The sequence below is a fragment of the Corynebacterium sp. S7 genome (assembly GCF_054401105.1).
The window spans coordinates 1,940,154-1,954,752 of the sequence record NZ_CM136760.1 but is presented as its reverse complement, the minus strand read 5'-3'; the positions used below and the strand labels follow the sequence as shown (position 1 = coordinate 1,954,752).

Annotated in this window: 11 protein-coding genes; 4 read left to right on the top strand and 7 right to left on the bottom strand. The window is 56.1% G+C overall.

All coding sequences use genetic code 11. The annotated features are described in order from the left end of the window. Positions 1 to 19 precede the first annotated feature (19 nt). Entirely contained in the window at positions 20 to 1,804 is a 1,785-nt protein-coding gene (locus tag ACXZ66_RS09330) for a choice-of-anchor I family protein (RefSeq protein WP_458748338.1), read from the bottom strand. Between the two features lie 218 nt (positions 1,805 to 2,022). On the opposite strand from ACXZ66_RS09330, the gene ilvA reads away from it, so the two are divergent. Further along, positions 2,023 to 3,306: a threonine ammonia-lyase IlvA gene (gene ilvA / locus ACXZ66_RS09325; RefSeq protein ID WP_458748336.1), complete on the top strand. Its 1,284-nt coding sequence runs from the start codon at positions 2,023 to 2,025 to the stop codon at positions 3,304 to 3,306. Here ilvA and treZ read toward each other — a convergent pair. Next, the gene (treZ, locus tag ACXZ66_RS09320) at positions 3,303 to 5,042 is read right to left on the bottom strand and encodes a malto-oligosyltrehalose trehalohydrolase (protein ID WP_458748334.1); all 1,740 of its coding nucleotides are present in this window, start codon (positions 5,040 to 5,042) and stop codon (positions 3,303 to 3,305) included. The genes ilvA and treZ overlap by 4 nt on opposite strands. Positions 5,043 to 5,094: 52 nt before the next feature. Between treZ and ACXZ66_RS09315 the strand changes: the two genes are divergently transcribed. Genes ACXZ66_RS09315 through ACXZ66_RS09305 form a run of 3 tightly spaced genes read left to right on the top strand, consistent with a single transcriptional unit; the run spans position 5,095 to position 6,388 of the window. Next, positions 5,095 to 5,754 carry an IMPACT family protein gene (locus ACXZ66_RS09315; protein WP_458748332.1) on the top strand — a complete coding sequence of 220 codons (660 nt, stop codon included), beginning with the start codon at positions 5,095 to 5,097 and terminating at the stop codon, positions 5,752 to 5,754. Positions 5,755 to 5,763: 9 nt separating this feature from the next. After that, positions 5,764 to 5,997, top strand: a complete 234-nt coding sequence (locus tag ACXZ66_RS09310; protein ID WP_458748330.1) for a hypothetical protein — start codon at positions 5,764 to 5,766, stop codon at positions 5,995 to 5,997. A gap of 7 nt (positions 5,998 to 6,004) precedes the next feature. Beyond that, positions 6,005 to 6,388 (top strand): RNA-binding S4 domain-containing protein, encoded by a 384-nt coding sequence (locus tag ACXZ66_RS09305; RefSeq protein ID WP_458748329.1) that lies wholly within the window; start codon positions 6,005 to 6,007, stop codon positions 6,386 to 6,388. Positions 6,389 to 6,404: 16 nt separating this feature from the next. Here ACXZ66_RS09305 and ACXZ66_RS09300 read toward each other — a convergent pair whose 3' ends face one another. The 5 genes from ACXZ66_RS09300 to glgX form a co-directional block, all read right to left on the bottom strand. Further along, complete coding sequence (locus ACXZ66_RS09300; protein WP_458748327.1) at positions 6,405 to 7,409, bottom strand: GTP pyrophosphokinase; 1,005 nt, start codon at positions 7,407 to 7,409, stop codon at positions 6,405 to 6,407. Between the two features lie 28 nt (positions 7,410 to 7,437). Further along, a complete protein-coding gene (gene treY, locus ACXZ66_RS09295) occupies positions 7,438 to 9,966 on the bottom strand; it encodes a malto-oligosyltrehalose synthase (protein ID WP_458748325.1) in 2,529 nt (842 codons plus the stop codon). Positions 9,967 to 10,037: 71 nt separating this feature from the next. Next, positions 10,038 to 10,634 carry a hypothetical protein gene (locus ACXZ66_RS09290; protein WP_458748324.1) on the bottom strand — a complete coding sequence of 199 codons (597 nt, stop codon included), beginning with the start codon at positions 10,632 to 10,634 and terminating at the stop codon, positions 10,038 to 10,040. Positions 10,635 to 10,726: 92 nt separating this feature from the next. Then, the gene (locus ACXZ66_RS09285; RefSeq protein WP_458748322.1) at positions 10,727 to 12,106 is read right to left on the bottom strand and encodes a 3'-5' exonuclease; all 1,380 of its coding nucleotides are present in this window, start codon (positions 12,104 to 12,106) and stop codon (positions 10,727 to 10,729) included. Positions 12,107 to 12,196: 90 nt separating this feature from the next. Continuing rightward, positions 12,197 to 14,590, bottom strand: a complete 2,394-nt coding sequence (gene glgX, locus ACXZ66_RS09280; protein WP_458748321.1) for a glycogen debranching protein GlgX — start codon at positions 14,588 to 14,590, stop codon at positions 12,197 to 12,199. Positions 14,591 to 14,599: the final 9 nt, after the last annotated feature.

Below are 14,599 nucleotides of genomic sequence, written 5' to 3'. Positions count from 1 at the left end.
GTTAAATACGACTTTTGCCCTAGTTGGAAGAACCGAAGGAGCTACCAGAGGACAGCTTCGACGAACCGTTCGAGTCCGCATCTCCGTCCCCACCAGGTCCTTCTTGGCCTTCGAGGAGGTCATCGACCTGCCAAACGGTGGTGGTGCCCGAGACTTCACTGCCGACAATAAGCAGGTTCTTATTGTTTGGTGAATCCGCAGCTGCAACGAAGGCGAGGCCTTCTGGGCCAAGGTCTCCGGCCTTTGGCAGGTTCTCTGCGGTTGCTGCAGCGTCGTCCTCGAAGTCTTCCATGGAAATGGCGAAGTCGCGGTTGTTGACGTAGGTGACGAATGCCGCGTTCTTAGGATCGGTGATGTCGTACACGATGATGCCACCGATGCGCTCAAATCCGACGAAGGCGTAGGTACGATCGCCGATGGTGCCCAGCGCCAAGCCCTCTGGCTCCGGACCCTTATCGTCAGAACGACCGTCAAACTTAGATTCCGTGTGGTTGGAGTTAAAGAAGTCGGGGATCGCTGCAGCGGTGACTTCTTCGAACTCGGAGCCGGAGTCATAGACCAAGGTGCCGTCCGCGGTGAAGATGGAGAAACTGCGACCACCAAAGCTGTAGAGCTCTTCGTAGCAATTCTTCTCTTCGTTAAAACCGAAGGCCAAGGAGATGTTCTGGCGACCGGCTTCAGCATCCGATTGGAACGACTTGATCTCTTCTGCCGTCATGCCCTGGAAACCCTCACACAATGCTGGGTTCTTCACACCGTTGAGGTCCTTGATGCGAGCCTCTTCTGAGTAGCCGTCCCAGTCGCGGGAATCGCCCTCGTTCGCGGTGACAATGTAAGTCTGACCGCCTACTTCGTAGGAACCGATTGTATCTGGCTGGCGGATGGACTTGATGGGGAGATCGGTGCGCATATTAATGGCGTCGTCACGGTCGGACGCATCAAAAGCGACCTTGGTGCGGTCCACGTAGCCCAAAGGCCAGATTTCTTCTACCGAGGCAGTAGCAATGTCGATGACCGCGATCGCGTTATTCTCCTGCAGGGAGACATATGCCTTAGAACCAGAGACCGTGATGTACTCAGGCTCAAGGTTTTGTGCCACGGTCTTGGAATCGCCGACCTGACCGAAGATGTGCACGCCTTCAGGAAGTGCGCCCTCAGCATTGTATTTTTGGAAATCAGCGGTGCGAACCTGGTCTTGGGTGGAAGCCGTCACATCGTCGTTAAGTGCAACGACGGAAACCGAACCCTCTGGGTCGTAGCTGTAATCTTCGGCTGGTTCGCCCTCGTTAGCAACGAGAGCGTAGGTGCCTTCGGGGTTCATGGTCACTGCATCAGGTAGTGCACCGACCTTGACGCTGCCAAGGACAGTACCGGGGGTTTCCGCCGCAGCATCGAAGAAAATGAGTTGGCCCTCATCGGTCTTGTTTGCCGGCTGGACTGCAGCAACTGCAAGTCCGTCTTCGCGCACGGCAACCGAGTTGATAGTGGTATCTGCGCCACCGGAGACGGTGCCGATCAGGGTGAGCTGAGTTGGATCGGCTGCATTGAGCACATCGATCTTGCCGGACTGTGCATTTACCGTCAAGATGCGCTTCGAGGCAGCGTGGTAGGCGACAATCTCGGCTGCCGAAGCATCGAACACACCGGTCTCATAGGTGCCGATGGCATCAAGGGAAACCGAAGGATTGTCCGCATTGTGGGTGTAGACATTGTCCACGACGGCGGAATGTGCAGGAACGGCTGCAACTGAAAGCGTGGTTGCGGTTGCAATAGCGATGGCAATGCCACGGCGGCGGATAGACACGGCTGGGACCTTTCAAACAAAAAGAACATTAGGGAAATAGAGCTGAACCTAGTTATTTCTATTAGCTGAAAGTAAGCTGGCAATGGACTGAAAGTATCCTATTGGTTGAGTCGGCATGAACATTAGGTGACGTGTCATAAGGAATATGCGATCCTGGGCTGGATTAACTTAGGGCACAGTTCGAGACCAAAACGACGAAGGGTCTAAACTAAGTACCCATGAGTCAATCGAGCGAGTTTCAGCCAATCCGCGCATCAGATATACAGGTGGCGCAGGCCAGTATTTCCAGCGTGATTGCGCCGACTCCGCTGCAGTATTGCCCACGCCTGTCGCAGCAGCATGGGGTCGAGGTTTACCTCAAACGGGAAGACTTGCAGGATGTACGCTCGTATAAGATTCGTGGCGCTTACTATGCCATGACGCAACTGTCACCAGAACAGCGCGACGCTGGTGTTGTCGCGGCATCCGCGGGTAATCACGCCCAGGGTGTGGCGTACGCCTGCCGTGCGATGGGCGTTGAAGGCCGGATTTTCGTTCCTGACAATACGCCACAACAAAAGCGTGAGCGCATCAAAGTCCACGGCGGTGACCAGGTTGAACTCGTCGTCGTTGGCAGTAACTTCGACGAGGCAGCGAAGTTTGCTCGCGAAGATGCAGCAGCACGCGGAGCAACGATGATCGAGCCTTTTGATGCCCGCGATACCGTCATCGGTCAAGGCACCGTGGCTGCCGAGATTGTCTCGCAGCTCACTAGTTTGGGCAAGTCCCTTGACACCATCCTCGTTCCCGTCGGTGGTGCAGGCCTACTCTCCGGCGTGACCTCGTATTTGGCAGATATGTCGCCACGCACCGCCATCGTCGGAGTCGAACCAACTGGCGCACCATCGTTGCAGGCCGCGTTGGCTAACGGGGGACCGGTCACGCTTAGCGACGTAGATACATTTGTTGATGGAGCGTCGGTCAAACGCACAGGCGATTTGAACTACAAGATTGTCGAGCAAAATCTCGGCCGGATCCATCTACTTAGCGCTGATGAAGGGTCAGTGGCTACAGAGATGCTCGAGCTCTACCAAAACGAGGGCATCATTACGGAGCCAGCGGGTGCGTTGTCGGTGGCTGGTCTGAGCGAAGTTCACCTTGCTCCTGGTTCAACGGTGGTGTGCATTATCTCCGGAGGCAACAACGATGTGCTGCGGTATGCAGAAATCATGGAGCGCTCCCTGGTGCACCGTGGTTTGAAGCACTACTTTTTGGTGAACTTCCCACAAAAGCCAGGTCAGCTGCGGATTTTCATCAATGATGTGCTCGGAGAAAACGACGACATCGCACTGTTTGAGTACTTGAAGAAGAACAACCGAGATACCGGTGCGGCACTCGTCGGCGTTGAACTACAGCGTGCCCGGGACCTCGAGCCGCTACTTGAGCGCATGGATTCCTCGTCCATTGGCTTCAAGCGTCTCATGCCGGGCACGTCTGAGTACGAATTTATCGTGGGCAACTAGCGCTGGATTAGCGCGAACCCCCACTCGTCGAGAGTTGTCGTTTCTTCGGTCACCTCTGGCGAGCTAAACGAATACACCAAGTCCCCGCCAATCGGCAGGGTGACTTCGGTGTTCGAGAAGTTCACGGCCAGCACGACATCCTCGTAGCCCATTGTCAACCAGTTATCGCCGTGCTCGACCTGGAGTTCTCGCAGGTCAGAGCGCACCAGGCGGAGATCCTTTCGCAGGCGCAGCAGCGTGGTGTAAGCCTGGTGGATTTCGAGCTGCTCAGATGTGAAATTCCACTCCAACTTCGCAGATTCAAAGGTCTCGGCAGCAGACGGGTCCGGCACATCCTTCGGGTCCCAGCCCGAGCGCGCGAATTCGCGGAAGCGGCCCTCCCTGGTCAGGCGGTTGAGCTCGTCGTTAGTGTGCGAGCAGAAGAACGGAAACGGAGTCTGTGCGCCGAACTCTTCACCCATAAATAGCATCGGGGTAAACGGCGAGAGATAGATCACCGCAGCCTTGAGCACCTGCTGGCGCGGGGTGAGGTTCATCGATGGACGATCTCCCTGGGCGCGATTTCCGGTCTGATCGTGTGTTGTCGTATAAGTGACCAAACGCCAAGGCGGGGTGGTGGTCAGATCGAGGGCACGCCCGTGCGTTCGTCCGCGGAAACCGGAATAGCTATTGCGGAACCTGAACCCATTGCGCAAGGTGTCGGCAAGGATCTCGATTGAGCCAAAGTCCTCGTAATAAGCATGAGATTCCCCAGACACTACAGTGTGCAGGGCGTGGTGGATATCGTCGACCCATTGGCCTGCCAAGCCGTAGCCACCATTTTCTTCCGGAGTAATCAGGCGAGGATCATTCAAGTCGCTTTCGGCGATGATCACCCGCGGCACGCCGGTGCGAGCCTCGACCTGGTCGGCGACATACTGGATCTGCTCCATGATGGAGAACGCACCCCGGTCGTCCAAGGAATGTACCGCGTCTAGGCGAAGCCCGTCGATGTGGAACTCGTCGAGCCATTGGTGCACGGCATCAAGAATGTAGCGACGCACCTCATCCGAGCCATTGCCGGAGATGTTGATCACTTCGCCCCAACCCGTGGAGCCACCCGCTGTGTAGGGTCCGAAGAATCCCGTGTAGTTTCCGTCGGGGCCGAAGTGGTTGTACACCACGTCGAGCACAACTCCGATGTTTCTCCGGTGGGCTTCGTTGACCAGCTTTTTCAACCCGGCCGCACCGCCGTAGGATTCCTGTACGGCGAACCAATCCACTCCGTCATAACCCCAGTTCCGCTCGCCGCCGAACGGTTGGACAGGCAGGAGCTCAATCGTCGTCACGCCCAGCTCACGCAAATAATCTAGCTTATCGACGATCGCCTCAAACGTCCCTTCCGGCGTAAAGGTGCCCACGTGCAACTCGTAGAGGACCTGTGCCGACAGGATCCGGCCGGTCCACTCCTCGTCTGTCCACTCAAAGTCCGCGTCAAGGATTCGCGAGAGCCCGTGAATGCCGTCGGGCTGGGAAGTTGTGCGCGGATCGGGAAGCGTAATCGACCATTCAGTGCCATCAAAGACCTCGAAACCATAGCGATCATCGACCTGGGCAATCTGGTCGCAGACCCACCACCCCGAACGGTGCGGGTCGCGGTGCATCTCTAGGAGTTCGGGGCCTTGGGTGGATTGAAGTCGCAGGCGAACATTGTGGGCGATGGGTGCCCATACTTGGTACGGTTCCATAGCAATCATGCTTCCTAGGCTATGGAAAAGACCGACAGTCTGCCAGGTAAGATGCTCACTAATGCTGACCAGTTATGAATTACCCTCAGCCGGCGAGCTATTTACCCACGATTGGGAAATCAAACGTTCGCGGTTCATTACCTGGATTCAGCGCGCCCAAACCGAGGAAGAAGCCCGCGAATTGATCACGGCCGCGCGCACGGCGTACCCGGATGCGCGCCACCACTGTTCCGCCTATGTGTTTAACGTGGAAGGGTCCAACCCCATCGAGCGCTCCAGCGACGACGGCGAACCCTCCGGCACCGCAGGAAAACCCATGTTGGACGTGGTAAAAGGCTCGGGCATGCTCGATATCGCGGTGGTGGTAGTGCGCTACTTCGGCGGCATCAAGCTTGGTGCCGGGGGCTTGGTGCATGCCTATTCCAACTCGGTCAGCGAGGCCTTGCCCTCGGTGAGGCGCGTCACCCGCAGCAAGCAGGACCTTTTCACGGTAGATTTCCCCCACGCCGAAGCCGGCCGCATCGAGGCGGAGCTGCGCAATCAAGGCGTGACCATCGTCGGCGTCGAGTACGGTCGGGCCGCAACGTACACGCTTGCATGTGAGCCAGGAGGACGCACGCTTCTCGACGACCGCCTGGCCGCCATTACCCAGGGCCGCGCCGAAACCGCGGAAGCTGGCCATGCATGGGTGGAATCCGACTCCGGTTTCAAAAACGGATAAACTAGTTACATGTCAATGCAGCGTCGTAATCCAAACCCTATTCAGTCACGTAAAGATGCAGTTCGCAAGTACTCCAAGAATGCCGTCCTGTGGGCAGGCGGTGGAGTGGTCGGTGGTATCGCTCTGGGTCTTCTCTTCGGCTCATGGACCTTGGTGATCATTGGTTTCGTTGTCGCCGTTATCGGTGGCGTGGTCAATTACAACAAGGTTCAAAAGATTATCAAGCACAAGGACAACAATTAATTCACCCATGACTTCGCCCGACGGCTCTCCAGTTCGAATCGACGTGTGGGTGTGGGCCGTGCGCCTTTTTAAGACGCGAAGCGACGCAGCCAAGGCCGTGCGCGCCGGGCACGTCAAGCTTAACGACGAGTCGACAAAACCCGCCCAGCAAGTTGTTCCCGGTGACCGGGTTCGGGTGTGGAAAGACCATCGCACCTTTGATGTGGAAGTGGCCGCGACTGTACGCAAACGCGTCGGCGCCTCTGTGGCTCGGTCGTGCTATATCGACCATTCACCGCCACCACCACCGAAGGAAATCTTGGCTTCTATCCCGCAACGTGACCGTGGCGCGGGTCGGCCGACGAAGCGTGAACGCCGTCAACTCGACCAGCTCCGAGGACGCCGCGAGTAGTTGGCGAGTAGTTGGCCTAGTCCGATGCCTGGGCGTTGCGCAATAATTTGAGGCGTTGCTTGAGGCGGGCCGTGCGCTGTTCGGACCTATTCCCAGAATGGCCTGTGCGCTTAATGTGGTCCTCGCCGAACCGGTTGAGCAGGAGGTCGTCGATAATGCGCACCTGGCCCGGCTGGAAGCGGTACTTCATGGCCTTGGACACTGTCTCGATGTCGGTGTCATTGAGCAGGTCGGATAGTTCCTGTACCGTTGTCACGCCGTTGGCATGCAAGAGTTCTGTCAGCCACCGATAATGCTCGGAGCGTGAGCGCGGGAACCTAGTTCCCACCAGCATGGCAAGGATTCCGGGCAGGGTTTCTTCCGAAAGCTGAATTTCAGACTCATCGACGCGGAAATGCTCTGGGTCCTGCAGGGCAGCAATCTGGTCGAATTGCTGATCTGCAAGCTCGATGAGGCCAGCTGCCAGCGTAAATGACCGATCAACCTGTGGATCCAGCTCACCTGTGCCACGCTTGTAGCGAATATCGTGTTCGAATTCCGCCCACGCATGCTGCAAGACTGTGCGCACCTGGATCTCGAAATCCAGCCCGATATAGTCCTCCAAGCCGTCGGAGTCGTCGGTCACCTCGACAACAAGGTGGTGCGAACCGTAGCCAAATCCACCCGACACCTTGGTTTCTAGTGCTTTGTCCACGCTGCGCAAAATGTTGAAGGAATTGGCCAGGATATCAAGCACCACTGGGATTTCCGTCGAGTGCAACACGGTGATCCGCGCACCCACGATATCGTGAATGTCCTCCCAAGGATTGGGGTAGGAAAGCGAACCGTCCGGGCGCCGCTTCCGAGCCTTCGCTTTGAGCGAATTCCATGTTTTTACCCGGGCATCAACGGTGTCGAAGTTCACGCCAGCATCGGTGAGCAGATCCTCCAACGCGTCTTTTACGTCTTCAGCTGCACCCGGGTGTGCCCTCACCCAATCGTGGTACTTCGTTCCTAACAGGGCAATGGTGTTCGCAGACATAGTTTTCACAGCCTACCGGAGCATCTGATTAGTTGGTGGACATACTTGCTGCAAGTTCCTCCAAGCGCCGAGAGACCAAGAGAGCTGTCGGTAGGAGATCAAGCACTTCCGAAACAAGCACCGTGCCTGAAAATACCTTGCCTGTGAGCCGATCGACCCAATCGCCCTTCGGCAGGGTCACCGTAGTATCGCGCCAGCCGCCGTTTGCTTCCAAGACCAACGGACGACGCGTCGCCAAAGCAATGACCGCGATTCCATCAGTTCCTGGAAGGTCCGCATCGCCGCGCGCCGTACCCACGAGATGGCTTTCCGCCACGCCAACTCCGAATACGGCCTGATGCTCACCGCGAAGGAAGATATCGGGGAATTGGCGACGGAGGGTTAAACCACGGTAGACCACGGCCTGCTTCGCGCGGTCCTTCCATTGCCTCAGATGTGGGTATGGACCAAGCACCTCCTCATCAGATTCCTCATTGCGAGCATCGGCCACAATGCGTTCGAGGTCACCTTCGCCACCAATTTGTTCGAGGGACTGGTTACGAGCCGTGTAGTCAACGAAGCGACGGTTGTCGGGGTCCACAAGGGAATCGTCGAAAAACTCCTGCCCCTGGTAAGTATCGGGGATCCCCGGACCGATGAGCTGCAACATCTTGCGTCCGAGAGAAATTTGGACTGCACCGCGATTGATTTTCTTTACAAACTCGGTGATCTGCGAGGTTGCGGGGCCATCGAGCAGGGCATCGATCCAGTCGATGATAGCGGTTTCAAAGGCTGAGTCTTGATCCACCCACGAAGTGTGCACCCCGGCTTCACGAACTGCCTTGAGCGCGTATTCATGAAGACGGTTACGCAGAGAATCAGTGATCTCTCCGTCTGCCGGCCACACCCCGATAATGTTTTGGATGAGGAAATGGCTCGTTCCCTTGTCTGGTGAGGGAACCACCGCACTAATCGTGGACACAAGTTCCGCGAATTCGCTGGGGAATTCGGTCAACTCAATAATGCGGGCTCGGGTGTCTTCGCTGCGCTTCGTGTCATGGGTTGACAGAGTGGTCATCGCCTTAGGCCAGAGCGTTTGGCGTTCTTGTTGCAACAGATGGAACTCGGCGGCCGAGACCCCAAACCTGCCGGGTGCCCCGCCAACTTCTTGTAGTGCCACGAGGCGAGATGCCCGGTAGAACGTGGTGTCCTCGACGCCTTTGGCCATGACAGCACCGCAGACCTGAGCGAAGCGGGTCTTAGCCTCGCCGTTGGCTAAGAGGGCTGCTGCGATGAGATCGAGAGCGTCGCGCCGGGAAGGGAAACGCTTCGACATATCTGCGACGACACTCGAGGTAATCCGAGACAGCGAGACATAGTCGGCGCGGTAGACGGGCATGGCCGCCACAAGCTCGACGATGGTGGAAATCAACTCCGATTCAGAGACAAGAACCCCGGCCGTGGAGAAGTTATCACGCCTAATCGCGCGTGCAAGTCGGCGAACCTCAGCACCTAATTCTTCACGAGCGACTTCTCGCTTCAAATGCTGTTCCGTGGCCTCAATTGCGCCTTCGTCCCATGTGGAGCCTGTTTGTTGCAGAGCCAACATGGACAGATTGTCTTCGGCTTCGCGCGAGATGAACACACCGTCGAATTCACGCAGTGCGTCATAGCCCGTCGTGCCATCGACTGCGAGACGCGGATCAAGCGGCTCGGAAACGTCAAGGATCTTTTCAATGATGAGCCACCGGTCAGGACCCACGAGATTACGCAAGCGATTCAAATAGTCGAAAGGATTGCTCAAACCATCGGGATGGTCAACGCGGACGCCATCAATGAGGTCTTCGGCAATGAGCTCACGCAGGATGCGGTGAGAATGTTCAAAGACGAGGGGGTCCTCTTGGCGAATGCCTGCGAGACCGTTGACGGAGAAGAACCGGCGGTAGGAAATGACGCCGTCGCGCCAGTACATTAACCTGTAACACTGCCGGTCATAGACCTGCAGCGGGTCATCCTCAAGGCCCTCGCACGTGTCGGGCGCGACCGGGAAATAATTTTCGTAATAGGCCAGAACAATTTCGTCTATGTCCTCGTGATATTGCAATTCGAGGACCTTTTCATCACCCTCGGAGCCCAAGATAGGCATTCCCAGCTTGCCACCCGCACCGTTATCTTCGTGCCAATCGATATCGAAGTAGGGCTCGAAGTCGGATTCCTGCCCGTTCTTCAACACGTCCCACCACCAGCGGTTGAGCTTTGGTTGATCGACGCCGAGGTGATTCGGGACGATATCAACGATCAGACCTAAACCCGCTTCCTGCGCCGTTCGGGCAAGAGAGCGCAGACCCTCGATGCCGCCGAGCTCAGGATTGACTTCCGTTGGGTCGGTGACATCGTAATTGTGATTCGATTCGGGAATTGCGGTCAGAATCGGAGACAAGTAAATGTGTGAGACCCCAAGGCGCTTTAAATAGGGAACTTGGGCTTCCGCTTCCGCAAAGCCGAAGGAACGACCTCCGGGGTCAGCTTTCGGACCACGCAATTGCAAGCGGTATGTGGACGAAATGGGACGGCGCACGTAAGACTCCTCAATTTGCAGACATCTTCTGCTACAAGACTATAGGTTTTATTGGATTCAGCTGTGTGCGCCTAGCGGCTTAATGGAAAACCTAGGGAATAAACGATGAGTGACATCCGTGCTTTTTCAGACTCGAACGTGGCGCTGAGTTCGTGGGGGTGCGCATCAAAAACGAACAAATCCAGCTGGTCAGTCGTGGCATAAACCAACGACTTTGCGGGCCGAACGAGGTTGTGAAAATGCTGGTGGAGCACCGAAAAGGTGTAGGGATGTGCTAGCCAGGCAGCTGCAGGGGAGTGTTTGAATGACACCTCGAGCCCCAGGACAGCGTTCTGCTGGCTACGCAGTCGTGCATCCCGGACAAGGAATTCTGTGCCTTCCGAAAAACTGTGCCGATAAAGCAGCTGCGATGCGGCTAAATCCCACGCCTTGCGGATACTTAACCCAGATGTCCCCAACGCGTTGTGCGCCAGTGGCAGCCCTTCGTGATCCACGAGAGCGCATGAGAAATCGCGCGAAAGCATCAGTTCGGGGTTGCGTTCTGCAGAAGGTGTCCCTTTCCACGGCGTGGCTGAGTTGCCTGCCTTAGAACGAACCAACTGCAGATACACCTCTAACCGCTCACCGGGCGAGGCGGAACGTACGGGCGATGCTAATGCAGTAGTCATGGGAAGTCCCCTTAGTAGGCAATAAGCTAAAAACTGATTACTTACTTAGACTGCGCTGTTAGGTCTTAGGTTCCCTGGGAGCCCCGAAAAGTTTAGAAGGGTGGCTGCTCGTCGAGGCCGAGGACTTCGAGCAACTTTTCTTCCGACCAGATTTCGATGTCTTGGCCCTTTTCCATTAGCTCTCGAGCGCGTTTTTCTTTCGATGTCATTGTGGCCCAGACACCGGTGACCAAAATTGTGGTTTTCTTCGTCACGTTTTTCGCTACCTGGCCACCAGCGTTGGCAATTCCCTGCCAGAGTGTCCCCTTATCAAAGGGCTCAAACTCTCCAGTGAGCGTGACGTTTTGACCAAACAAGGGGTTATTTGGGTCGGCGGCTTGGTTCGGCTCAGGAATTTCATCAGGGGTGGACACGGACTGCCATGGTGCGGGGCCTCGACGCGACGGCTGATCGGTTCCAGCTCCCGATACTTCTGGTGCGGGAGAAAGATCAACTTCGGGGGCACTGTCTCCCGATTCAATTTGTGCTAGGCGGGAGGCCTGCAGGGCGCGCGAGGCACCGGAGCGGTCCTTTAATACCGGTACAACGCGATGATCCTCAATCACACCAAGGGTGAAACCACTTGCATGGACGAACTCCATCAAATTTCCGGAATGGCCTGCCCGGCGCGCGAATTCGACCATGATCTCGGCCGCCGCCGAGGCATCCGCAGCAGCGTCGTGGTGGTTGGAAAACTCAATGCCCAGTTCCGCTGCAACGGTAGGAAGCTTATGGTTTTCGACTTGAAGGGAACTAGCCCTCGATTGCGCCAAGGTACACGCAAACAGTAGGTGCGGAATGGGCTCGTCTGCAGCGATACAGGCATCCCGCAATGCCGTCGCATCAAACTGCGCATTATGCGCGACGATGGGAAGATCCCCGACGAAATCTACCAACTCGGCCAAACGCTCGTGGAAGGCAGGCTGATTGGCAACATCGTCTTGCGTGATTCCGTGAATTCCGACGTTAAATGGATCAAAGAAATTGTAGGGTTCAGGTGGCGTACACAACCAGGACACTCGTTCGGTTTCGATCCCATCGATGATCTTGACCGCTCCGACCTGGCAGATCGAGCCCCACTGGCCGTTTGCCGTTTCTACATCAAAGCCGACAAAATCCAGCCCTGGGACTTCGGTCGGAGTAACTTCCCCGGTGGCCTTTCCCTGCTGGGCAGCGCCAATGGCGTTGATGAGGCTTGTTGCAGCTGTTTGAGATCCAGGGGCGAACTCGATCGTTGTGGTGCCCGCCGAGGTGTTAATGGACACGAACGAGCTATCCCAAGCGTCACCTTCTCTGAGTGCAGTGCCCTCTACCGAAGCGACTTCAATCGATGTGTCACCGGGGAGCCCACGCAGCGAGGCTGCTAATGCACTTGGGACGATCTTTATCGTCTCATTGGTCACCATGATTGTTGCGCCATGAGCTTCGATCACTTCGACGTGCTCCTTCAATGTGAAAGCGGGTAGGACAAGCAATTGTGCTCATCCTACCCGCAGCCGCAGACATCAAATATTTAGGATTATTTAGGCGTCTGCCGCAGTTGGATCCTCGGCTCCCTTTGAGGCAGCTGAAGTAGAGTCAGGCTGGGAATCGTCGTCAATTGCGACATCTTCTGCCACCTCAGCCTTAACTTCGGCCTTGACCTCGTTCTTTGGCTCCTGCTTTGACTCGGTCTTGACCACTTCTTTCCGAGTCGGCGTTGCAATTTCCTTCGACTTATTCTTCGGCGAGACTTCGAATTCACGCTTTGGTTCTTCTTCGAACACAGGTGCTTCAACCTGCTTCAGAATAAGCGTCGAACGAGCCTCAACGGTGACTGCGTCGCCCGGAACAACGAGTGACTGTTCGAGAGGGTAACCAGTTTTCTCGGTGGTATCTACCAAGAGCTGCCACTTGGAACCCAGGTTTTTTGCTGGAATGGTGAACTCGATGGCTTCGTAGTGGGCATTGAACATCATAATGAAAGAGTCATCTTCGATGCGTTGACCACGGTCGTTGGGCTCGCGGATGGCGTTACCGTTGAGGTAGACCATCAGGGCTTTCCCGAAGGCGAAATCCCAATCCTCTTGGGTCATCAACTTGCCGTCGGGTACAAGCCAAGCGATGTCGCGGTCTTGAGCGTCGGAACCCAGCGGGCCACCGTCGAAGAATCGACTGCGGCGGAATACAGGGTGCAACTGGCGGATGCGCAGAAGACGACGTGTGAAGTCGTGCAGCTCACGATGCTCGTCGAGCAAGTCCCAGTTCATCCACGCAATTTCGTTGTCTTGGCAGTAGACGTTGTTGTTGCCACCCTGTGTACGTGCCATTTCATCGCCGTGAGAAATCATCGGCGTTCCCTGCGAAAGGAGCAACGTAGTCAGGAAGTTACGCATCTGGCGGGAGCGCAGCTCATTGACAACTTCGTCGTCTGTAGGCCCCTCCACTCCGTGGTTCCACGAACGGTTATGGGATTCACCGTCGCGGTTATCTTCACCGTTGGCCAAGTTGTGCTTCTCGTTGTAGCTCACCAAGTCATTGAGCGTGAAGCCATCATGTGCGGTGATGAAGTTGATCGAGGCGGTTGGGCGACGACCATTGTGCTGGTACAAGTCAGAAGAACCAGTAATACGGGATGCGAATTCACCCAAGGTGGCGGGCTCTCCGCGCCAGAAATCGCGCACCGTATCGCGGTACTTACCATTCCATTCGCTCCAGAGGGCCGGGAAGTTGCCTACCTGGTAGCCGTCATGGCCTACGTCCCAAGGCTCAGCAATGAGCTTGGTCTGGGAAACAACTGGGTCTTGTTGAACCAGGTCGAAGAAGGTCGCAAGACGGTCAACGTCGTTAAGCTCCCTGGCCAACGTGGACGCGAGATCAAAGCGGAACCCGTCGACGTGCATCTCTGTAATCCAGTAACGCAACGAATCCATCAGCAATTGCAGCGAGTGTGGATCGCGCACATTTAAGGAGTTACCGGTGCCGGTGTAGTCCATGTAGTGGAACTTGTCACCGTCAACGAGGCGGTAGTACGCTTCGTTATCGATACCGCGGAAAGCAATAGTTGGACCAAGGTGATTGCCCTCTGCCGTGTGGTTGTAGACCACATCAAGGATAATCTCAATGCCTGCTTCGTGGTACGAGCGGACCATCCCCTTGAACTCGGACACGGCATTTCCTGGTTTGTCGCCGGAAGCGTAATCCTGCTGGGGAGCAAAGAACCCAAAGGTGTTATAGCCCCAGTAGTTGCGCAAGCCAAGATCGCGTAGACGATCATCCTGCAAGAACTGATGCACCGGCATCAATTCCACCGAAGTGACGCCAAGATCCTTGAAGTAATCGATCACGGCAGGGTGAGCCATACCAGCGTAGGTGCCACGTAGATGCTCTGGTACCTCCGGGTGCGTGGCTGTCATGCCCTTGACGTGCGTCTCGTAAATCACCGTCTCGTTGTGCGGGATCTTCGGTGCGCGGTCATCGCCCCAGTCAAAGAAAGGGTTGACAACGACAGACAACATCGTGTGACCGAGGGAGTCCTCCTCGTTCCGGCCGGAGCCAGGAGGGTCAGCGTAAATATCGTACGAGAACAGAGACGCGTCGCCGTCGAACTCGCCGTCGAAGGCACGTGCATATGGGTCGACCAACAATTTGTTGGGATCACAACGCTTGCCGTCTTGGGGATTCCACGGGCCGTGGACTCGATAACCATAGCGCTGTCCAGGAACAACGCCTGGAAGATAGGCATGCCAGACGTGGTTATCTACTTCTCTGAGCTCAATGCGGACCTCTTCGCCGGCACGATCAATGAGGCAGAGTTCGACTTTTTCAGCAACATTAGAAAAGAGGGCGAAATTTGTGCCTGCACCATCGTATTTAGAACCGAGTGGGTAGGGTTCCCCAGGCCAAACCTGGTGTATTTCAGCTGCGACTTCTGTCATAAGCCCTCA

Bases quoted from the DNA above. Each gene is read 5' to 3' on its own strand.
- ilvA (WP_458748336.1), top strand. From the start codon at position 2,023: ATGAGTCAATCGAGCGAGTTTCAGCCAATCCGCGCATCAGATATACAG.
- treZ (WP_458748334.1), bottom strand. From the start codon at position 5,042: ATGATTGCTATGGAACCGTACCAAGTATGGGCACCCATCGCCCACAAT.
- ACXZ66_RS09315 (WP_458748332.1), top strand. From the start codon at position 5,095: ATGCTGACCAGTTATGAATTACCCTCAGCCGGCGAGCTATTTACCCAC.
- ACXZ66_RS09310 (WP_458748330.1), top strand. From the start codon at position 5,764: ATGTCAATGCAGCGTCGTAATCCAAACCCTATTCAGTCACGTAAAGAT.
- ACXZ66_RS09305 (WP_458748329.1), top strand. From the start codon at position 6,005: ATGACTTCGCCCGACGGCTCTCCAGTTCGAATCGACGTGTGGGTGTGG.
- ACXZ66_RS09300 (WP_458748327.1), bottom strand. From the start codon at position 7,409: ATGTCTGCGAACACCATTGCCCTGTTAGGAACGAAGTACCACGATTGG.
- ACXZ66_RS09290 (WP_458748324.1), bottom strand. From the start codon at position 10,634: ATGACTACTGCATTAGCATCGCCCGTACGTTCCGCCTCGCCCGGTGAG.
- glgX (WP_458748321.1), bottom strand. From the start codon at position 14,590: ATGACAGAAGTCGCAGCTGAAATACACCAGGTTTGGCCTGGGGAACCC.